This window comes from Pseudomyxococcus flavus, from assembly GCF_050038885.1.
Taxonomy (GTDB): Bacteria; Myxococcota; Myxococcia; order Myxococcales; family Myxococcaceae; genus Myxococcus; species Myxococcus flavus.
On the sequence record NZ_CP143624.1, the window covers coordinates 3410130 to 3429287 of the forward strand.

At 70.7% G+C, this 19158-nt stretch carries 20 protein-coding genes; 9 read left to right on the top strand and 11 right to left on the bottom strand.

Annotation, left to right across the window (positions count from 1 at the left end):
* Positions 1-4 precede the first annotated feature (4 nt).
* Positions 5-2839, bottom strand: a complete 2835-nt coding sequence (locus VZL07_RS14330) for a M16 family metallopeptidase (protein ID WP_426756084.1) — start codon at positions 2837-2839, stop codon at positions 5-7.
* Between the two features lie 149 nt (positions 2840-2988).
* Positions 2989-3972, bottom strand: a complete 984-nt coding sequence (locus VZL07_RS14335; RefSeq protein WP_426756085.1) for an aldo/keto reductase — start codon at positions 3970-3972, stop codon at positions 2989-2991.
* Positions 3973-4305: 333 nt separating this feature from the next.
* Between VZL07_RS14335 and sppA the strand changes: the two genes are divergently transcribed.
* A complete protein-coding gene (sppA, locus tag VZL07_RS14340; RefSeq protein ID WP_426756086.1) occupies positions 4306-6099 on the top strand; it encodes a signal peptide peptidase SppA in 1794 nt (597 codons plus the stop codon).
* 88 nt (positions 6100-6187) lie between these two features.
* Here sppA and VZL07_RS14345 read toward each other — a convergent pair whose 3' ends face one another.
* On the bottom strand, positions 6188-6778 hold the full coding sequence (locus tag VZL07_RS14345) for a cysteine dioxygenase (RefSeq protein WP_426756087.1): 591 nt from the start codon (positions 6776-6778) through the stop codon (positions 6188-6190).
* 288 nt (positions 6779-7066) lie between these two features.
* Here VZL07_RS14345 and VZL07_RS14350 point away from each other — a divergent pair, with 288 nt between their 5' ends.
* From VZL07_RS14350 to VZL07_RS14375, 6 genes are all read left to right on the top strand, one after another.
* On the top strand, positions 7067-8296 hold the full coding sequence (locus VZL07_RS14350; protein ID WP_426756088.1) for a hypothetical protein: 1230 nt from the start codon (positions 7067-7069) through the stop codon (positions 8294-8296).
* Between the two features lie 160 nt (positions 8297-8456).
* The gene (locus tag VZL07_RS14355; protein ID WP_426756089.1) at positions 8457-8921 is read left to right on the top strand and encodes a hypothetical protein; all 465 of its coding nucleotides are present in this window, start codon (positions 8457-8459) and stop codon (positions 8919-8921) included.
* A gap of 397 nt (positions 8922-9318) precedes the next feature.
* A complete protein-coding gene (locus VZL07_RS14360) occupies positions 9319-9642 on the top strand; it encodes an ArsR/SmtB family transcription factor (protein WP_426756090.1) in 324 nt (107 codons plus the stop codon).
* Positions 9639-10109: an SRPBCC family protein gene (locus VZL07_RS14365; protein WP_426756091.1), complete on the top strand. Its 471-nt coding sequence runs from the start codon at positions 9639-9641 to the stop codon at positions 10107-10109. The genes VZL07_RS14360 and VZL07_RS14365 overlap by 4 nt, the downstream gene beginning before the upstream one ends.
* A gap of 15 nt (positions 10110-10124) precedes the next feature.
* On the top strand, positions 10125-10511 hold the full coding sequence (locus tag VZL07_RS14370; protein ID WP_426756092.1) for a DoxX family protein: 387 nt from the start codon (positions 10125-10127) through the stop codon (positions 10509-10511).
* 14 nt (positions 10512-10525) lie between these two features.
* Positions 10526-11017 (top strand): DUF1801 domain-containing protein, encoded by a 492-nt coding sequence (locus VZL07_RS14375; RefSeq protein ID WP_426756093.1) that lies wholly within the window; start codon positions 10526-10528, stop codon positions 11015-11017.
* A gap of 9 nt (positions 11018-11026) precedes the next feature.
* On the opposite strand, the gene VZL07_RS14380 is transcribed toward VZL07_RS14375, so the two are convergent.
* The 8 genes from VZL07_RS14380 to rpmH all read right to left on the bottom strand — a co-directional run bounded on the left by VZL07_RS14380 (position 11027) and on the right by rpmH (position 16773).
* Positions 11027-11632, bottom strand: a complete 606-nt coding sequence (locus VZL07_RS14380; protein WP_426756094.1) for a Uma2 family endonuclease — start codon at positions 11630-11632, stop codon at positions 11027-11029.
* Between the two features lie 76 nt (positions 11633-11708).
* The gene (mnmE, locus tag VZL07_RS14385; protein ID WP_426756095.1) at positions 11709-13037 is read right to left on the bottom strand and encodes a tRNA uridine-5-carboxymethylaminomethyl(34) synthesis GTPase MnmE; all 1329 of its coding nucleotides are present in this window, start codon (positions 13035-13037) and stop codon (positions 11709-11711) included.
* Positions 13038-13059: 22 nt separating this feature from the next.
* On the bottom strand, positions 13060-13287 hold the full coding sequence (locus VZL07_RS14390) for a hypothetical protein (RefSeq protein WP_191264724.1): 228 nt from the start codon (positions 13285-13287) through the stop codon (positions 13060-13062).
* A gap of 46 nt (positions 13288-13333) precedes the next feature.
* A complete protein-coding gene (locus VZL07_RS14395) occupies positions 13334-14101 on the bottom strand; it encodes a hypothetical protein (RefSeq protein WP_426756096.1) in 768 nt (255 codons plus the stop codon).
* A complete protein-coding gene (gene yidC / locus VZL07_RS14400) occupies positions 14098-15918 on the bottom strand; it encodes a membrane protein insertase YidC (protein WP_426756097.1) in 1821 nt (606 codons plus the stop codon). Before yidC ends, VZL07_RS14395 begins: the two co-directional genes overlap by 4 nt.
* A gap of 49 nt (positions 15919-15967) precedes the next feature.
* Positions 15968-16186 carry a membrane protein insertion efficiency factor YidD gene (gene yidD / locus VZL07_RS14405; RefSeq protein ID WP_426756098.1) on the bottom strand — a complete coding sequence of 73 codons (219 nt, stop codon included), beginning with the start codon at positions 16184-16186 and terminating at the stop codon, positions 15968-15970.
* A complete protein-coding gene (gene rnpA, locus VZL07_RS14410) occupies positions 16183-16608 on the bottom strand; it encodes a ribonuclease P protein component (protein ID WP_426756099.1) in 426 nt (141 codons plus the stop codon). Before rnpA ends, yidD begins: the two co-directional genes overlap by 4 nt.
* Positions 16609-16620: 12 nt before the next feature.
* A complete protein-coding gene (rpmH, locus tag VZL07_RS14415; protein ID WP_426756100.1) occupies positions 16621-16773 on the bottom strand; it encodes a 50S ribosomal protein L34 in 153 nt (50 codons plus the stop codon).
* Positions 16774-17187: 414 nt separating this feature from the next.
* Between rpmH and VZL07_RS14420 the strand changes: the two genes are divergently transcribed.
* Both VZL07_RS14420 and VZL07_RS14425 read left to right on the top strand, forming a co-directional pair.
* Positions 17188-17970, top strand: a complete 783-nt coding sequence (locus tag VZL07_RS14420; protein ID WP_426756101.1) for an SDR family NAD(P)-dependent oxidoreductase — start codon at positions 17188-17190, stop codon at positions 17968-17970.
* The gene (locus VZL07_RS14425; protein WP_426756102.1) at positions 17967-18884 is read left to right on the top strand and encodes a LysR family transcriptional regulator; all 918 of its coding nucleotides are present in this window, start codon (positions 17967-17969) and stop codon (positions 18882-18884) included. The genes VZL07_RS14420 and VZL07_RS14425 overlap by 4 nt, the downstream gene beginning before the upstream one ends.
* Positions 18885-19158: the final 274 nt, after the last annotated feature.

The window sequence follows — 19158 nt, forward strand, 5'->3', positions numbered from 1 at the left end:
CGCGTCACGGCGCCGCGGGGACCTTCGCGGCCCCCGAGGCCTTCTTCAGCGCGGTGGCGAAGTCACCCGCGCGCACCTGCGTCACCTTCGTCCAGTCGAGGTGCCGCGCCATCGCCTTGCGCACGTCCTCGGGCTTGAGCTGGGCCAGCTTCTGCTCGAACGCCGCGTCGAAGGCCAGGGTGCGGCCCAGGAACAGGTAGCTGGCGAGTTGCCGCGCCAGGCTGCCGTCCTGCGCCCGCGCCGACTGCCGGTACTCCAGCATGCCCGCGCGCGCCTTGTTCAGCTCCTCGGCCGAGTAGCCCTTCTGCACCGCGCGCGTCACCTCCTCGCGCATGGCCGTCTCCAGCCGGGCCGCGTTCTCCGGCGCGTAGATGGCGTAGGTCAAGAAGGTGCCCACCTCGTCCACGTCGCTCGCGTCCAGGCTGCTGGCCACGCCGTAGGACAGGCCGTCCTGCTGGCGGATGCGCGTGGCCAGCCGCGAGTTGAGGAAGCCGCCGCCCAGCACGAAGTTGCCCAGCGACAGCGCCGGCCAGTCCGCGTCGTCCCTGCGCAGCTTCAGCGCCTGGCCCGCCAGGTAGTACGCGTTCGCCTTGTCCGGCGTCTCCAGCGCGACGGAGGCCGGCTTCCCGCCCGAGAACACCTGCGGCACGCGCTGGTACGGCGCCGGGCTCTTCCAGCCGCCGAGCAGGCTTCCCATCAGCGGCACCACGTCCTTCGGCTCGAAGTCGCCCACCACGGCCAGCTCGCCGTGAGACGCGCCGTAGAAGGCCTGGTGGAAGGCGCGGGCCTGCTCCAGCGTGGTGTCCTTCACGCCGGCGATGCGCTCGTCCAGGGTGGCCACGTAGTAGGGGTGGCCCTTGGGGTAGTGGCCCGACACCGCCCGCCAGAAGGCGATGTTGCCCAGCGTCTGGGGCTCGCTGCGCTCGGACTCCAGCGACGCCAGCCGCTCCTGCTTGAGCATCGCGAATTCCTTCTCGTCGAAGGCCGGCTCGCGCAGCACCTCGGCTACCAGCTTGAGCACCTCCGGCAGGCTCTCGCGCGGGCACTCGATGGAGGCGGACGCGCCCGTGCTGCCGCCGTCCACGCCCACGCGCGCCTTCAGCTTGTCGAAGGCATCCTGGAGCTGCTGCCGCGTGCGCTTCTTCGTGCCGCGCATCAGCATGCGCCCGGCGTACTGCGCCGCGTCCGACTTGCCTTGCAGCGCGGCCTCCGTGCCCCAGCGCAGGGTGAGGGCCACGTTCACCATGTTGCCGCGCGTCTGCTTCGGCAGCAGCGCGTACTTCACGCCGCCCGGCAGCTCGCCGCGCTGCACGCGGGCCTCGATGTTGGCGGGCGACGGGTCGAAGGCCTCGCCCTGCGCCACCGCCTCGCGGCCCTTGTAGCCCTCCATCATCTTCGCCACGTCCACCGGCGGCGGCAGCTCCGCGCGGTCCGGCTTCGGGGTGGGGATGAAGGTGCCCAGCGTCCGGTTGGACGGCTTGAGGTAGGTGGCCGCCACGCGCGTCACGTCCTCGGGCGTCACCGCCTCGATGCGGTCGCGGTGCAGGAAGAGGAGGCGCCAGTCACCGGTGGCCTCCCACTCGGACAGGTTGATGGCGACGCGCTCGGAGTTGTTGATGACCAGGTCGATGTACTTGGACAGCGTGGCCTTCGCCCGGTCCACCTCCTCCGCGGTGAAGGGCGTGCGCGCCGCCTCTTCCACCGTCTTCAGCAGGGCCTCGCGGGCCGCGGCCACCGGCTGGTCCTCGCGCATCTCCGCGTTGAACACGATGACGCCCGGGTCGCGCAGCTGGAGGTTGGATGCGCCCACGCGCGCGGCCTTCTTCGTCTCCACCAGCGACTTGTAGAGCCGCCCGGAGGGGCTGTTGCCCATGGCCAGCGTCAGCACGTCGATGGCGGCGAAGTCCGGGTGCGCGCCTTCCGGCACGTGGTACACGCTGGTGAGCATCGCGGTGTCACCCACGCGGCGCAGCTGCACCTCGCGCTCGCCGTCCTGCGTGGGCTCGGCGGTGTACGTGGCGGGCAGGGGGATGTTGGGCTTCTTCAGCTTGCCGAAGGTGTCCTGAATCATCGACAGGGCCTTGGCCTCGTCGAAGCGGCCCGCCACCACGAGCATGGCGTTATCCGGCCGGTAGTACTTCTTGTAGAAGGCCTGCAGCCGGTCGATGGGCACGTTCTCCAAATCCGAGCGCGCGCCGATGGTGGCCTTGCCGTAGCTGTGCCAGATGTACGCGGCGCTCATGACGCGCTCGAAGAGGATGCCGCGCGGGTCGTTCTCGCCGGACTCGAACTCGTTGCGGACCACCGTCATCTCGCTGTCGAGGTCCTTCTTCGCGATGAAGCTGTTGACCATGCGGTCGGCTTCGAAGGCCAGGGCCCAGCGGAGGTTGGCGTCCGAGGCGGGGAGCGTCTCGTAGTAGTTGGTGCGGTCCAGCCAGGTGGTGCCGTTGGGCCGGGCGCCGCGCTCGGTGAGCGCCTGGGGCACGTTGCGCGTGGTGGGCGTGCCCTTGAACATCAGGTGCTCCAGCAGATGGGCCATGCCCGTCTCGCCGTAGCCTTCATGCTTGCTGCCCACGAAGTACGTCACGTTGACCGTCACCGTGGGCTTGGTGGGGTCGGGGAAGAGGAGCACCTTCAGCCCGTTGGGCAGGCGGTACTCGGTGATGCCCTCCACGCTCGTCACCGGGGTGAGCGCCCGGCCCTTCGCCTGGGTGACAGCGGCCTTGGCAGTGATGGCCTGCGCGGCCTTCGGAGCAGGGGAGGGAGCCTGGGCCCACACTGGAGTGCCGGCCACCATCATCAGGGCCGCCACCAGGGAGAGCGGGGTACGTCGCTTCATGCGGTCCTCGCGGGTCGTCTGGGAGTGCACCGGCTTCTAACCCGAGATGCCCTCCTGGCCATCCCGAACGGTGGCACTCCAGGCAACCTGGCGTCGCGCAAGCGACGGGCGTGGGACATGAGGTGCCGCGGACTCATGGCCCGTCACCGTCAGGGGTGCGCCTCTCCCTGCGACGCGCCCGCGCCCGGGAAGAAGGACTCGATGTCGCGCTGCGCCTCTGGCGGCAGGCGCAGGTCCCCGGCGCTGATGAAGCCATCCACCTGCTCCGCGCTGCGAGCGCCGACAATCGCCCCGGTGACGGCGGAGTGCTTCAGCACCCACGCGATGGCCACCTCCGCGGGTGAGCACCCCTGCTTGCGGCCAATCTCACGCAGCACCTCGACCAGGGCGAGGTTGCGCGACAGCTGGGGCTCCTGGAAGTCCGCGCTGCCGCGACGCCAGTCGTCCTGGGGGAAGCCCGCGATGCGCTCCCGCGTCATCTTCCCCGTCAGCAGGCCCGAGGCCATGGGGGAGTAGGCGATGACGCCAATCCCGTTGCGCTCGCAGAAGGGCAGGGTGTCCTGCTCGATGTCGCGGTGGATGAGCGAGTAGGGCGGCTGCAATGACGTCACCGGCGCAATCTCGTGCAGGCGCTTGAGCTGTATGGCGTTGAAGTTGGACACGCCAATCCACCGCACCTTGCCCTCGCGCTGGAGCGCCGCCAGGGTGGCCCAGCCCTCCTCGCACTCTGCCTGGGACGCGACCGGCCAGTGGATTTGATACAGGTCGAGGGTGTCCACCTTCAGCCGGCGCAGCGAGGCCTCACACTCGCGACGGACGGAGTCGGCCTTGAGCGAGCGGGTGATGCGCCCCTGCGCGTCCCAGACCATGCCGCACTTGGTGAAGACGTAGGGCCGCTGGGACACGCCCTCGAGCGCCCGGGCGACCAGCTCCTCCGAGTGCCCCAGCCCATAGACGGCCGCGGTATCAATCCAGCCGATGCCTTGCTCGATAGCCCGGCGGATGGCCTGGATGGACTGCGCGTCGTCCTGCGGTCCCCAGGCGAACTGCCAGCCGCCTCCGCCAATGGCCCAGGCTCCAAAGCCCAGCCGGGTGATGTCCATATCGGAATTGCCCAACCGCCGCGTCTGCATGCCTTCCTCCTGTCGTGCGAGCCCTGGGCCACCGCGGCCCCTCACGCACCGGCGATGGAGCCACGGGGCAGGTGCGCTGGGCCCGCTCCGGCCAGGCCCGGCGTTCCGGTGAAGCATGGTGACGCCCGGTGCCGGAGCAGCGATGCCCGCCACGCCCGCTCCTCTGCCTGGTAGGGGTGAGCCGGGGCCATTCCCGGCCCGGCAGGCCCCATGCACAGGGCCACGCCGGGAAAGCGCGGGGACGCGCAAGCATCGTCGCCAGCGCGCGTTAGTAGTAAGGACCGCTTGCCAGGGCCGTTCCCTGTCTCTCCCGGACACCAGGAGTCCCTTCGGATGAAACGATTCTTCATCGGCGCGCTGGCGTTCATCGGCGCGCTGTCTGTCCTCTTCATGGTGGGCCTCGTGGGCCTGATGCTGCTGGCGTCCGCGAGCAAGCCCGGTGTGCCGGCCAACATCGTGCTGGAGCTGGACCTCGAGAACCCCCTGCCGGAGCACACGGCGCCGAACTCGCTCGCGGGGGCCTTCGGCGAGGAGCCCACCACCGTGCGCGACGTGGTGGAGGCGCTGGAGAAGGCCGGGGACGACGCGCGCGTGAAGTCGCTGGTGGTCCGCGTGGGCCAGCCGGGGTCGCCCGCCGCCACGCAGGAGCTGCGCGACGCGGTGAAGGCCTTCCGCGCCAAGGGCAAGAAGGCGGTGGCCTACACGGACTCGTTCGGAGAGCTGGGCAACAGCACCCTCGGGTACTACCTGGCGTCCGCGTTCGACGAAATCTACATCCAGCCCTCGGGCGACCTGAACATCGCCGGACTCGCCCTCGAGGTGCCCTTCGCCCGCGACGCCTTCGCCAAGCTGGGCGTGACGCCGCGCTACAGCGCCCGCCACGAGTACAAGAACGCCGTCAACACCTTCACCGAGCAGGACTACACCGCGCCGCACCGCGAGGCCACCGAGCGCCTCACGAACAGCCTCTTCACCCAGGTGGTGCGCGGCATCGCCGAGGACCGCGGGCTGACGGAGGACGTGGTGCGCGGCCTCATCGACCGCTCGCCGCTGCTGGGCAGCGAGGCGGTGGACGCCAAGCTGGTGACGGGCCTGCGCTACCGGGACGAGGTGCTGGGCGAGCTGAAGCAGCAGGCCGGCGAGGGCGCCAGGCTCCTCTACGTGAACAAGTACCTGGAGCGCGCCGGCCGGCCCTACGTGGCCGGCGGTGACACCATCGCCCTGGTGTACGGCGTGGGCAACGTGATGCGCGGCAAGAGCGAGTCCAACCCGCTCTCCGGTGAGCAGTCCATGGGCGCGGAGAGCGTCGCCGCGGCGCTGCGCAAGGCCGCCGAGGACCCGCGCGTGAAGGCCATCGTCTTCCGCGTGGACAGCCCGGGCGGCAGCTACGTGGCCAGCGACACCATCCGCCGCGAGGTGCAGCGCGCGAAGGAGGCGGGCAAGCCCGTCATCGTGACCATGGGCAGCTATGCCGCGAGCGGCGGTTACTTCGTCTCCATGGAGGCGGACCGCATCGTCGCGCAGCCCGGCACGCTCACCGGCAGCATCGGCGTCTACGCGGGCAAGTTCGTGACGGCGGACTTCTGGGAGAAGCTGGGCGTGAACTTCGACACCGTGACGGCCGGGAAGAACGCCGCGATGTTCGGCTCGGACGCGGACTTCACGCCGGAGCAGCAGGCCCGCCTGGACGCGGTGCTGGACCGCATCTACCAGGACTTCACGACGCGCGCGGCGGCCGGGCGGAAGCTGCCGCTGGAGAAGCTCGAGCCCCTGGCCCGGGGCCGCGTGTGGACGGGCGAGGACGCCCTGGCCCACGGCCTGGTGGACGCGCTGGGCGGCTACGCGAAGGCGCTGGAGCTGGCGAAGGAGACCGCCAAGCTGCCGGCCGATGCCCGCGTCAACGTGGTGGTGTATCCGCGCAAGAAGCCCGCCGCCGAGGTCCTCTCCGAGCTGCTGGGCCAGACAGGCGACAACAGCGAGGACGACGCCGTGGGCGTGAGCGTGCTGTCGCCGTGGAACGCCCTCGCGGCGGGCACGCGGCAGGTGTTCGCCCTGGGCGCGAAGCTGGGCCTGCTCGAAAGCCAGCAGGGCGAGCTCTACGCCCCCATGCCCACGCCGAGCTGGTAGTCCACGCGTCCGTCCGGGACGCGGCTGCGTGGCACCTGGACGCATCAGGTGCCACGCGCCCCGTGCAGGAAGCCCGCGCCGCCTGGACTCACGGTAGAGGGGGCGGTGACAGGGCTTCCGGGGGAGCGAGCGGCCGCCCGAAGACGGAGTGGTAGCGAAGCTCCCGCGCGACGCAGCGCTGTCGGCGCGCGTCGAAGACGAGACACCGGTCCACCGGCCCCGCGTAGACGTGCAGTGAGATGGCGGGGCCTCGCGTGGCGGTGACGCGATGGATGGGCGCCCTGGGGCAGCGGAAGTCCACGTGGCCCAGGCCCACCGGTCCCATCACCACGGGCGCTCCGAGCCGCGCGGGCCCTGGCCCCAGGCCGCCGGATTCCAGGGGATAGTTCTCCAGCAGGAAGGCCCCGGCTTGGACGCTGAACCAGCACTCCTGCCCGTCATGGTCATGGATGGGGGACACGGCGCCCGTGTCCCAGCAGTTCAGCAGCACCTCCAGGCGCGCGTCCCGGTAGACGAGGTTTCGCGTGTAGCGGCCTCGCCGGAAGTGCAGGTAGGGCCGGAGGCTGGACGGCTCCAGCACCAGGCCCGCCAGCCCTTCCCCCACGTCCACCAGGCCCGGCACGCCGCCGGCCTTCTCCCGTAGGCGCTCCACCCACTCGCCAAGGCACATGGCGCTCATGCAAGTGAAGCTAGGCAAGGCTCCGACATGGTGCCGTCCAGCGTGTCTGATGGGGGACGCCGCACAGGGACGCAGCGCACTTGAGGACAGGGCAACCATCGACTACCCAACGCCCGCTCCTGCGGGGTGGGGGGCGGTCCTCGCCTTGCAAGTGGCGCGGCGACGGAAGCATCTGTCGCCTGTCGGGAAGCTCCCCGTCAGGTGGCGGCGTAAAGACACTGTGACTTTCCTGGACTCGGGCTGCCCCACGGGGCTGGCGGCCAGGGCGGAAGGCGTGAGGGGGACGACATGAGGAAGCGACTGGGGGACATCCTGCTGGAGCGGGGTGTGGTGGACGCGTTGCAGCTCCACTCGGCGCTGGCGTACCAGCGCAAGTGGGGCGTGCCGTTGGGGCAGGTGGTGGTGGATCAGCGCTTCAGCACCGCGCAGCAGGTCCTGGAGGCCCTGGCGTTCCAGGCGGGTATGGAGACGGTGGACCTGGAGTCCCAGCCGCCGGATGCGAGCCTCGCGTGGCTGATTCCAGAGCGGGTGGCCGAGGCGCACCGGGTGGTGCCGCTGAAGCTGGAAGGGCAGGGGGCTCGGGACTCGGTGCTGGTGGTGGCCATCGCCGCGCCCGCGAGCCTGGCCTCGCTGGACGCGGTGAAGAGCGTGTCCGGCAAGCCGCGCGTGGTGGCGAAGCTGGCCATGGATGCGTCCATCCAGCGCGCCATCGGCCGGATGTACCGGGGTGAGACGGGTGAGGCGCCGCCCCGGCGCCCTGGCATGGAGAGCTTCTCGCTGCCGGAGGCCGACGAGCGCATGCCCATGGTGCTCGGCGGCAGCATGGCCGAGCTGACGAACATGGATGCGCCGTTCGTGGACGACGGGCTGCCGCTGCTGTCCTCCCTGGACGACGTCGTCGTGCAGCCCCAAGCGGTGCCCGCGGAGATGCGGCGCCTGGTGCAGGCCATCCGCGCCATGCCCGAGCCGCAGGCCGCTGTCGCGCAGCCGTTGCCCCTGGATGCAGGGCGCTCCGAGCAGGTCGCGACGGAGCGCTTGCACCTGGCGCAGGCCTCGCGGCCCGGGTCCACGAAGGCGCCGTTCTCCGCGCGCGCCATGCAGCTCACAACCGGGACGAGGGCTCACGTCCCCACGGCGCTGCCCGTGCTCACGGCCGCGAAGCCGGTGCCCATGGCCCAGGTCCTGGTGTACGGCTGGGGCGCGGAGGCCACCGCGGGGCTGGTGCGGGTGCTGTCCGAGGCGGGCCTGCGGGCCCGGGTCGCCAGCACGGAGGAGCTGCTCGCGGCGAACGAGGCCCAGGTCGTGGTGGCGCCGCTGCCGTCGATGGAGGCACTGCCGCGTCAGGTCCACGCGCAGGTCCTGGTCGCGGGCAAGATGCCGGAACAGGACCTGCCTCGCGCCCAGGCGGTGGGGGCCCGCGGCTTCCTCGCCGCTCCGGTGGATCCGGATCTCCTCCTGCGCGCGGTGCGGCGGCTGGCGCGGCCCGCTGGCGACGCGGACCTCAGGCGCGCCAGCTGAAGCTCACGCGGCTCATCAGGGGACGAGGTTGCCCTTCAGCCTCGCCCCGGAGGCGCTCGGGCTCGCCCACGGGGCAACGCCCCTGGAGGCTTGGAGCAGTCCCCTGAGAGATGCCGCGCACGCGTGCCCCGCGCTCCGTGCATGGGCTACGTTTTGGCCCATGGGTCCGGTCGCTCCGCGCCAGCTTCCTCTCGCCGCCATGGAGGCGCGCCTCCGCTGGCTGCTCGGTGCGACCACCACCCTGACCGCATCACCCGCGTGGGCTCAAGGTGCCGAGAATGCCCTGGGCGCGTTGTTCTCCGGTGTCATCGCGCTCGGAGTCCTGTTCGTCGCGGTCGTCGTGGGAGTCGTGACGCTCGGCATCAACCACCTCAGGGCCCAGCGCCACGTCTCCATCGCCCTGGGCATCCTCGCGGGGCTGGCGCAGGCGTGCGTCGGAGGCGGGTTCCTCCTCGCCTTCGTCATCTCGTCCATCCAAAGCGTGTTCGCCAACGGGTCCGTCGCCTTTGGCGGCGCGAGCCTCCTGCTGCCCTTCGCCCTCGGCCTGCTGGTCCTCGGCCTCTATGTGGCCCGCGTTGCCTGGCGAGCGAGGGCCCCAGCGGCCCTTCCGCCCCACGCCCGCTAGCCCTGACACGGCCGGGCGCCTCCTGGCGGAGGCTCCGACCTGGCAGCCGATGCAGCGGCGCGCAGCACGGCGTCTCGCGCTCCCACCGCTGACACATCACCCCGACCTGCATGGTGTCACCAGCGCGGGTATGGACGACGCGCGGGACACAGGCGCTCAGCACTCGCGCCACGAGCGACGCAACGCCGCACCCTGATAGCGCCGCTCGAGCTCCTGGACCGTGGCGGCAGTGACCTCGCCCTCCAGGTCCGCCCCAACCCGAAGCCCTGGCCATCGGGCCCCGTGTCGGGCCTCGCGGGCGCCGTCGGCAGCCCCTGAGCGAACAAGCCATCGCGCCGCGCCGCTCTCTTCGTGTCGCTTGACACGTAAGCATCTCCTTACGCATTATGGATTCACGATGATGCACACCGAGCCAGGGGTGTTCGGAGCGATCAGCCATCCGGCGCGGCGCCGCATGCTCGACCTGCTGGTCGACGGCGACCGCCCGGTGAATTCGATCGCCGAGAACTTCGAGATGAGCCGTCCGGCGGTGTCTCAGCACCTGCGCGTGCTGCTCGATGCTGGCCTCGTCACCGAGCAACGGCACGGACGGGAGCGGAGGTACCGCCTCGTGCCGGAGCAACTGGCGCCGGTGCGCGACTGGATCGCCCACTACGAGCGGTTCTGGGACGACAACTTCGCCCGCCTGCGGCGGCACCTCGAAAAGAACAGCGAGCAATGACGACAAGGACCATCCGACGAGAGCTGAAGTTCCCCCAGTCGCCCACCGCCGTGTGGCGCGCGCTCGCGACGAGCGAGGCGCTCGCCGACTGGATGTACCCGAACGACTTCGAGCCGCGTGTCGGGCATCGCTTCACGTTCCGCGTGCCTCCGGACCCTCGGGCCAAGTTCGATGGGCTCGTCGTGCACTGCGAGGTGCTCCGGTGCACGCCTCCGTCCGAGCTCGAGTTCACGTGGGTCGTCGGCGATGGCTGGCTGGATACGCGCGTCAGCTACCGCCTCGAAGCCGATGGCGATGGGACGCGCGTCCTCTTCGAGCACTCCGGCTTCAAGGAGGACCAGGCGTTCCACGGCGCCGAGTACGGCTGGAAGATGATGCACGGAAAGCTCGCCAAGACGCTCAAGAAGGCGCTGGACGGCACCACATCTCCCTCTCCCATCAACGACAACCCGGCCCCCAAGGCCTGAACACCGAGCCCCCCTATGAACATCGTCTTCTGGATTCTTCAGGCTGTCCTCGCGCTGCTGTTCCTCGCAGGCGGCTCGTACAAGGCGTTCTCGTTTCAGCAGCTCGCGGGCCAGTTCAGCGAGATTCCCCTCGGGGGATGGCGAGCACTCGGCTTCCTCGAGATGGCCGGTGGCGTGCTGTTGATTGTCCCGGCGGCGTTCAAGTGGATGCCCGGTCTCACCGCGCACGCGGCCGCCGTGCTCACGCTCGAGACGTTCGCGCTCGCCGCGCTGTACGCCACGCATTCGACGAAGTTGACGCCCGAGAACCCGATGCTCTGGTCGATGGTGATGGGTGTTATGGTCGCCTTCGTGGCCTACGGCCGCTACGTGCTCAAGCCGGTGGTGGCGGTCGCCGCGTGACGGAGTGAAGGACGATGCCTGCGAAGTCGCCCACGAAGCCACGGAAGACCGCGATGAAGTCGGGGCGGTCTCGAAAAACCGCCAGCAGCGGCGCCCCGAGCGCCGCGAAGCCGAAGCTCCTGTCAGGCGGCAACCCTCAGATTCCGAAGGGCGAGGGCGACGCGCCGGTGCAGGCCTTCATCGAAGCGATGCCCGAGTGGAAGCGCGACATCGGCCGTCGCATCGACGACATCATCGTCCGCACCGTCCCGGGCGTGCGGAAGGCGGTGAAGTGGAACACGCCGTTCTTCGGCGCCGGCGAGGTGGGCTACTTCACCGCGTTCCACTGCTTCGACAAGTACGTCAAGGTGACGTTCTTCCGGGGCACGTCGCTCGAGCCGCTTCCCCCCGGCGCGTCCAAGATGAAGGACGTCCGCTACTACGACATCTACGAGGGGAAGTTCGACGAGGTGCAATTCGCCTCGTGGATCCGCCAGGCCGCCGCGCTCCCGGGCGTGGTCCCCTGACGGGGTGAATCACGGCACAGCCGCCAGCAGCGAGGGCTTCTCGGAGCCCTCGGGCAGCCACAGCGAGCCCAGCTCCAGCACCGAGGACGGGAAGGGGTCGGCGCGAACCAGCGCGTCGTCCTCGTAGCTCGCCGTCAGCAGCCAGCCCCGCTTGACGCGCTGATACACCTCCAGCGTGCGCACGGCGGGGTCCACCAGCCACACGTGCGACACGCCCGCGCGCGCATAGAGCGGCAGCTTGCGCGCGCGGTCCAGCGCGGCGGTGGAGGGCGTCAGCACCTCACAGACCCAGTCCGGCGCCAGCGTGAGGAAGGGGACGTCCGGTCCGAATGGCACGTCCACGCGCTCGCGGCGCCAGCCGGCCAGGTCCGGCACGAGCATGTCGTGGCCGAGGTGCAGCTCCGGCGCGCGCAGGAAGCACCAGCGGCCACTGCCACCGCGGCGCTTGTCGAGCTGCTCTCCCAGCTCCACGCCCAGCATGAAGGCCGCGCGCGTCTGCGCGGCGGTGGGACGAGGCGAGGCGACCAGCTCCTCGTCCAGAATCTCCCCCACCCAGCCCGAGGGCAGGGCCGAGAGCATCGAATGGTTCGCCAGGGGGATGGTGCCTTCAGTCACAGCGCCTCCGAGAATCACCGGTTGAGGCGGGCATTCTAGGGAGCCGTCTGACACGCCTTCCGCGCCGTGGCGCGCGTCACTTTCCGATGCAGAAGCGCTGGAAGATTGCGTCCAGCAGGGCCTCCGAAACGACGGTTCCGGACACTTCGCCGAGCGCCTCCAGCGCGAGCCCCACCTCGCCGGAGACGACCTCCAGGGTGGACACGCGCGAGGCCTGCTCCGCGCTCTTCAGCGCCTCCGCCGCGCGACGCAAGGCATCGGCGTGCCGCTCCGAGACGAGCGCCACCGCCGAGGGCGTGCCACCACCCCACAGCAACCCGAGCATGTCGGCGCGCAGCGCATCCACGCCTTCACCCGTGAGGCCACTCACGCGCCGGCGCGACAGGCCTCGCGCATCCGCCACGTCACACTTGCCATCCACCGTGAGCACCGGCGTGTCGCCCGCCTCGCGCAGCCACGCCTCGGCCTCCGCCTCGGTGCCTCCGGGCGGAAGCACGAGCACGGCCAGGTCCACGCCCGCGAGCAGCTCGCGCGTGCGAGCGATGCCCAGCGCCTCGATGCGGCCCGGCGCCTCTCGCAGCCCCGCGGTGTCGAACAGCGTCACCGCCAGCCCGTCCCACTCGGCGCGGGCCTCCAGCACGTCGCGCGTGGTGCCCGGCTCGTCATCCACCAGCGCGCGGGACTCGCCCACCAGCCGGTTGAACAACGTGGACTTGCCCGCGTTGACGGGACCGAACAGCGCCACGCGCGCGCCCCGGCGCACCAGCCGGCCACGGCCCGCCTCGGCGAGCAGCGCCTCCGCCTGGCCCCGCAGCGTGGCGACGCGCTCGGCCACGTCGGCGTCCGCGCCCTCCGCCTCGTCGGGGAAGCTGAGCACGCCCTCCATGTCCGCGTGCAGCGCGCGCAGGGGCGTCTCCAGCGCCTGGACCCGCGCGGAGAGGACACCGGACAGGCCCGCCGCGGCGGCGCGCACCGCGGCTTCCGAGTCCGCCGCCACCAGGTCCGCCACCGCCTCCGCGCGCGTGAGGTCCATGCGCCCGTTGAGGAAGGCCCGGCGGGTGAACTCCCCGGGCGCGGCGTGGCGCACCCGCGAATCCTCCAGCGCGCGCGCCAGGAGCAGCCGCAGCAGCCGCGGGCTGCCGTGGGCCTGCAGCTCCACCACGTCCTCGCCGGTGAAGGACTGCGGCGCGCGGAAGTAGAGGAACAGGCCCTCGTCGAGCGCGCGGCCCTCCGCGTCCACGAAGGCCGCGAGGTACGCGTGGCGCGGCGTGGGCTGCGCGGGCACGCCCGGGGCCAGCATGCGGCCCACGTCCAGGGCGTCCGGGCCGGACAGCCGGAGGATGCCCACGGCCCCCGCGGCGGGCGCGGTGGCCAGGGCGGCGATGGTGAAGGAAGACACGTCCACCTCGAACGGCGAGGGCCTCGCGTCAGCGGTTGCCCATGGGAGGCGTGGAGCCGCGGGCGGCCTTCTCCACGGCCTCGCGGTTCTCCTCGATGTACCGCTCCACCGCCTCGTCCTCGAGCTCCAGGTCTCGCAGGACGCCGGGGTAGACGAAACGGAACGCGGGAGACTCCTCGTCTCCTCGCAGACGGAAGCTCATCTTGAGCACCGCCGCGCCGTACAGCTTGTCCTTGAGAGCTTTCGCCTTGCCCATCCCTCGTCTCTCTTCGGAGCTCCGGCGCGCACGGTGCGCTCGGCGCTCACGCGTCGAAGTCGTCCTCGTCGTCGTCCGGCAGCAAGCTCCGCTTCGGCAGCGGTGCGGGCTTGTCCGGAGTGAATACCACGCGGCGGTTGCGGCCCTCGCCCTCCGCCGTCACCTTCACGCCCCCCACTCCTTCTACTGACGTGAGGACGCGCGCGCGGTCTTCAAGCTTCATCGCGGCGATCGCGTAGAAGCGGCCCAGGCCGGCCGACTTCTCCGCGAGCTGGCGGACCGCCGCCTTCAGCGCGGCGTCCTCGTCGACCGTCACCGAGCGCTCGTCCCCCTCCGCCTTCGCGGCGGGAGCGGCCTTGGCGGCCTGCGCCTGCGCGCCCTTCTGGCCCCCCTTCGCCGGAGCAGGGGCCGCGGGCTGGGCCGCCGCCCGGGGCGCCGCGGGAGCCGGAGCCGCCGCCTGCGCCGCGGGGGCCTGGGGCTCCCGGCGCTGCCGGGGCTCGGGGTGCACGCCCGCGCCCAGCATCACCCAGCGCCGCTCGGCGCCAGGGCGGTGCAGCATCTTGTTCAGCAGGAACTGGAGTGAGTCCACCACCTGGCTGCGCCGTCCCACCTCGACCCCGGGAGGCGGCGTGGGCTCGAAGTGGAGCGCCACGGACAGGCTGCCGTCGGCGGCATCCTTCATGTCGAGCCGGGCGGGGAAGCCCATCAGCCCGAGGATGTCACCGAGGAGCTTCTCCACACGGCCCCGGAACTCTCCGGACGAATCGCCGGAGGCCGGGGCGGACGGCGTCTGCTGGGGAACCTGCTCGCTCACTTGCGCCTGCCTCCCGCACCGGCCACCGCCGGCGTCCCACCGCCCGTCTGGGGCTTGTTCCGGTCCAGCCACTTCCGCAGGCCGTACTGCTGGGCGATGGAGAGGATGTTGTTCGTGAAGATGTAGAGCGACAGGCCGGCGGGGTACTGGAGCAGCGTCAGCGTGAAGATGATGGGCAGGAACCAGGTCATGATCTTGGCCTGGGTCGCATCCATCATCTGCGGCTGCATCTTCTGGGTGATGACCATGGACACGCCCAGCGCCAGCGGCAACAGGTACGTGGGGTCCTTGTAGGTCAGGTCCCGCCAGATGGGCCCGATGAAGGGCTCACCGTAGATGTCGAAGCTGTTGCGCAGCGCGGTGAACAGCGCAATCCACACCGGCATCTGGATGAGGAGGGGGAGACACCCGCCCAGCGGGTTCACCTTGGCCTCCTGGTACAGCTTCATGATTTCGAGGTTCTGCTGCTCGCGGTTGTCCGCGAACTTCTTGCGAATCTCCTCCATGCGCGGCTGGAGCTTCTTCACCTCTTCCATGCTGACCATGGAGCGGTAGGTGAGGGGCAGCAGCACCAGCTTCACCACGACGGTGAGCAGGATGATGGCCACGCCCCAGTTGCCGGTGAGGCCGTGGAAGAACTTCATCACCGCGAGGAGAATCTTGCAGATGACGGCCCAGATGCCGAAGTCCACCGTCTCCGCCAGCGGCGGGTGGAAGGTGGCCTCGCCCAGGCCGACGGACGCGCGCAGCGACGCGCCGGGCACCAGCGACAGCAGGTCCGTGTCCTTGGGGCCGAAGTAGCCGCCGAAGCGCAGCGTCACCGTCTCGCCGGGGGCGGCGTTGATGGGGAAGGACGCCGTCACCTTGCGCAGGGTGGGCGTGGCCTCGAAGTGGCACGCGCCGGCGCGAGGCCCCTCCAGCGGGTAGAGCGCGGAGAGGAAGTACTGCTGGTCGATGCCGAAGAACTGCACCTGCCCGCGGGTGTCCTCGGCCTCCGGGGTGTCATCGCCCGGGTTCATCGTGTGCAGCTCGTCACCCACCCAGCACGCGGAGCGGCTCAGGTTGCCCACGCCGCCGAAGAAGGACGGCGCGTGCTCGAAGTTGGGGTCGATGGCGCGGTTGTGGTGCACCTGCAGCTCGCCCATCTGCGGCTGGCCGGAGGTGTTGCGCACCTGGACGGTGTAGGACAGCTCGAAGCCGTCCTGGGGCCACTTCACCGTCTTCACGAGCTCCCACGGGCCGCTGCGGCCGGTGAAGGTGACGCCGTCGGCGTTGCCGGGCGCGCCCTCGTCCATCGTGTAGCGCAGGTCCGCGGGCACCGGGCTGGAGCCCGTGATGGATACGGCCAGCGGCAGCGGCTGGCCCGGGGTGGGGCGCGCCAGGTCCATCTGCGGCGCGGGGGGAATCTCCTTGCCGAACAGCTTCTGGAAGCCCTGGGTGACGGTGAGCTCCTGCTGCTCCCGCATCTTCGCGCCCTTGAGCACGGCGGCGGTGAGGCCGGCGCCCTCGGAGGAGAAGGCGTAGGTGGCCTCGTCCCGCTGCAGCTCCACCTTGCGCACCGGAGGCGGCGGGGCCTCCGCGGTGGTGGTACCCGTGCCCGTGCCACCCTCGGGAGGCGGCACGGCGGGCTGACCGGCGGTGCCCGCGTCGGGGCTGGCCGTGGCGACCACGCCCGCGTCGGGCGTCTCCGAGCCGGGCGGCGGCGGGGTAGGGGCGAAGAAGAAGGTGTAGACGGCAGTGGCCGCGAACGAGAGGGCCAGGGCCGCCAGCAGTCGCTTCTGCGAATCGTTCGACTGGGGCGAGAGCGGATCGTTCATAGACTCCCCCCTCCACGTGGGAGAGGGCGGCAATGGGTGGAACCCCTCGTCACGGCACCGGGTCGATACCGCCGGGGTGGAAGGGCTGGCAGCGAAGGAGCCGCCAGAGCGTGAGCCACGCCCCCTTGAGGCCGCCGTGCTTCTCCAGGGCCTCCATGGCGTAGGTGGAGCACGAAGGGTGGAACCGGCACACCCGAGGGAGCAGCGGTCCGAGGAACTTCCGGTAGAAACGGATGGGCAGCGAGATGACGAAGGCGAGCGGGCTCATCCGGGAGGCTCCTTCTTCGGCTTCGTCTCCGCTGCGCGAGGCAGCCGCTGCAGCTTCCGGGTGACACCGTCAAACGCCCGCGAGAGCACCGGGAAGGAAGCGTCCTTCGCGGACGAACGCGCCACCAGGACGACGTCCAAGCCCGCCGGCCATTGCGCACGGCGCTTGCGAAAAAGCTCTCGCAGGACGCGCCGCAGACGCGCGCGGACGACCGCGTTGCCCACTTTGCTCGACACGGTGAGGCCAACACGGGAGTACGGCCGGCCATTGCGCTTCACGAGGGCCAGGAGGCAGTCCGAAGGGACTTTCTGCCCGCCTTCCTGGACCTCGAGGAACTCGCGCCGCTGAAGCAGGCGCAGGGCCTTGGGGAAGCGCTGGTCTGCCGGGTGGGACGGGCCCGGCGTCGCACCCTCGGCCCTCACACGCGAACTCGCTTACTTCTTGGGGGCGGACACGACGAGCCGCTTGCGGCCCTTGGCGCGGCGGCGCTTGAGGACATCCCGGCCGCTCTTCGTGGCGTTCCGCTTGCGGAACCCGTGGGCGCGGTTGCGGCGGACCTTCGACGGCTGGTACGTGCGCTTGGACACGGCTCTACTCCTTGATGATGGCGGCGGCGCCTCCTACCGCTCCGGCGCGACCTGAACTGAGGAAAGGGGCGGGTCCGTACCCCCATTTCCAGGGTAAGTCAATGTTGGATCACCCTGCCCCACCCTGGAGCCCACACCCCAAGGGCCCGAAGGCCACCCTGGGGTAGGGCCATGAAGGTCCGGGTGATACTGCCGGTACCGACCAACGCCCAACCCGCGGCGGCGGGAGTTTAATCGCGGACAGCTCGGGCGTCTGTTTCCACGGCGCTTTTTCTCCGCGGCTGCCAGCTCGCTGGGGCACCGGCCATCCGGGCATGGGCCGAGGCGCTGGCTGTCGCGGCTTTGCGCCCATGCAAAAGACGTCTCCGGAGATGTGCATGGCTGCGAATGTGGCCGGTGGCTACAGCCCTGGCCATGAACTTCCACGGAAAGACGGTCCTCATCACCGGTGCCTCCATGGGCATTGGCGAAGCGTTCGCGCGGGAGCTGTCCCGCCGGGGTGCGATGCTCCTGCTGGTCGCGCGCAGCGAGGCGAAGCTCCAGGCCCTCGCGGCCGAGCTGGGCAACGCCCAGGTCTTCGCGTTCGACCTCGAGGACCCCACCGCTCCCAGGCGGCTCCACGACGCCGTCCTGGCTCGTGGCCTCGCGGTGGACGTGCTCATCAACAACGCGGGCTTCGGCCTCTATGGCGCCTTCGAATCGCTCCCGTTCGACGGGCAGCATGGGCAAGTGGCCCTCAACGTCTCCGCGCTCGTGGACCTGACCTACCTGTTCATCGACGGCATCTCCCGCCGCCAGGGCGGCGTCATCAACGTCGCCTCCGTCGCGGCCTACCTGCCCACGCCGTACATGGCCGTCTATGGCGCGACCAAGGCCTTCGTCCTCAGCTTCTCCGAGGCCCTGTGGGGCGAGTACCGGCCGCGCGGGGTGCGCGTGCTGTGCCTGAGCCCCGGCCAGACGGAGACGGCCTTCTTCGACCGCGCCGTCGGGCTGCAACAGCAGAAGCACAAGGCCCGGCCGGAGGATGTCGTGCGCCTGGGACTGGAGGCCTTCGCCAAGGGCCGCGCCTCCGTCGTTCACGGGCACACCAATCGCCTGCTCACCACCCTCTCCCAGCTCTTCCCTCGGGGGCTCATCGCCCGCATGGGCGCGCGGATGTTTGCGCCGCCGCGCACACCCGCGACACTGCACCCATGAGCTGGGACGACTACCGGCTGCTCCTCGAGTTGCGCCGGCATGGCAGCTTCCTCGCGGCGGGCGCGCGCCTGGGCCTCTCTGCGTCGACCGTCATGCGGCGCATCGGCAAGCTGGAGGAGGACCTGGGCCGCACGCTGGTCCACCGCACCGCGCGCGGCGTCTGGCTGGAGCCCGAGGCGGAGGAGCTCGCCCGGATGGCCGAGCAGTTCGAACACGCCCTGGCCGCCCGCGCCCGCGATGCCGCCGCGTCTCCCTTCGCGGGCACCGTGCGCGTCTCCGTGCCGGACGGCTTCGCGCCCTACATCGCCGAGGCCGCGGTTCGCGCGCGGCGGGCCCACCCCGAGATCTTCGTCGAGATCATCACCGAGCAGCGCTACGTCGACCTCTCCACCCGCGAGGCGGACATCGGCTTGAGGGCCGTGGCTCCGGCGAGCGCACGCAGCCGCCACGACGCCTCGCCCGTCCTCATCGAGAAGCCGCTCGGCGACGTCGTCTCCGGCCTCTTCGCCAGCCCCGAGTACCTCGCCCGGCACCTGCCCTCACGGCGCCTGGCCGACGCCGACTTCGCCGCGCACGACTTCATCGTCGATGAGTACGTCGGGCGCAGGCCCTGCATGGCGGACTGGCTGCTGAAACGCGGCGCGCATCGCTTTCCCCTGCGCTCCAACTCCGTCGCCGCGCGCATGCACGCCGCGCAGGCGGGGATGGGGCTCGTCATCGGCGCGCTCGGGGAGATGAACGAACAGCAGCACGGCCTCGTGCGCGTGCACCTCGAAACCCCCGGCCCCTCGCTCACCTTCTGCCTGGTGATGCACGAGGAGCTCCGCAAGGTGCCCCGGGTGCGCGCGGTGGCCAGCGCCATCACCGAGCTGTTCGACGCGTACCTGGAACGCCAGCGACGCGCCATGGACTGAGGGCCTGGAGGAACCCTGCTCCCACCAGCCGGGCCCGATGCCTGGAGCGTCGCGGATGCAAAGTCACCCGGCTTTGCAAAACGCACTGAAAGTCAACCCGGGATGATCCATCCCCCAGCGCTTGGGGTGGGGGAGGGGAGGATCCACAACCGTGCCCACCTGGCGCGTCCGTCGTGGATCCGCCGTGTCCGGAAAACCCCTTGAGCGGGCGGCGGTTTTGGCCGGTTGCTTGATCCACCTGGAACCGTCTGTTAGCACGGCCGGACGCCCGTCG

Excerpts from the sequence above, each read along its gene's own strand:
- VZL07_RS14345 (WP_426756087.1), bottom strand. The coding sequence starts at position 6,778 with ATGAGCGCCATGTGCCTTGGCGAGTGGGTGGAGCGCCTACGGGAGAAG.
- VZL07_RS14390 (WP_191264724.1), bottom strand. The coding sequence starts at position 13,287 with ATGGGCAAGGCGAAAGCTCTCAAGGACAAGCTGTACGGCGCGGCGGTG.
- sppA (WP_426756086.1), top strand. The coding sequence starts at position 4,306 with ATGAAACGATTCTTCATCGGCGCGCTGGCGTTCATCGGCGCGCTGTCT.
- VZL07_RS14375 (WP_426756093.1), top strand. The coding sequence starts at position 10,526 with ATGCCTGCGAAGTCGCCCACGAAGCCACGGAAGACCGCGATGAAGTCG.
- yidC (WP_426756097.1), bottom strand. The coding sequence starts at position 15,918 with ATGAACGATCCGCTCTCGCCCCAGTCGAACGATTCGCAGAAGCGACTG.
- VZL07_RS14330 (WP_426756084.1), bottom strand. The coding sequence starts at position 2,839 with ATGAAGCGACGTACCCCGCTCTCCCTGGTGGCGGCCCTGATGATGGTG.
- VZL07_RS14360 (WP_426756090.1), top strand. The coding sequence starts at position 9,319 with ATGATGCACACCGAGCCAGGGGTGTTCGGAGCGATCAGCCATCCGGCG.
- VZL07_RS14370 (WP_426756092.1), top strand. The coding sequence starts at position 10,125 with ATGAACATCGTCTTCTGGATTCTTCAGGCTGTCCTCGCGCTGCTGTTC.
- VZL07_RS14365 (WP_426756091.1), top strand. The coding sequence starts at position 9,639 with ATGACGACAAGGACCATCCGACGAGAGCTGAAGTTCCCCCAGTCGCCC.
- yidD (WP_426756098.1), bottom strand. The coding sequence starts at position 16,186 with ATGAGCCCGCTCGCCTTCGTCATCTCGCTGCCCATCCGTTTCTACCGG.
- VZL07_RS14335 (WP_426756085.1), bottom strand. The coding sequence starts at position 3,972 with ATGCAGACGCGGCGGTTGGGCAATTCCGATATGGACATCACCCGGCTG.
- VZL07_RS14355 (WP_426756089.1), top strand. The coding sequence starts at position 8,457 with ATGGGTCCGGTCGCTCCGCGCCAGCTTCCTCTCGCCGCCATGGAGGCG.
- VZL07_RS14420 (WP_426756101.1), top strand. The coding sequence starts at position 17,188 with ATGAACTTCCACGGAAAGACGGTCCTCATCACCGGTGCCTCCATGGGC.
- VZL07_RS14350 (WP_426756088.1), top strand. The coding sequence starts at position 7,067 with ATGAGGAAGCGACTGGGGGACATCCTGCTGGAGCGGGGTGTGGTGGAC.
- VZL07_RS14425 (WP_426756102.1), top strand. The coding sequence starts at position 17,967 with ATGAGCTGGGACGACTACCGGCTGCTCCTCGAGTTGCGCCGGCATGGC.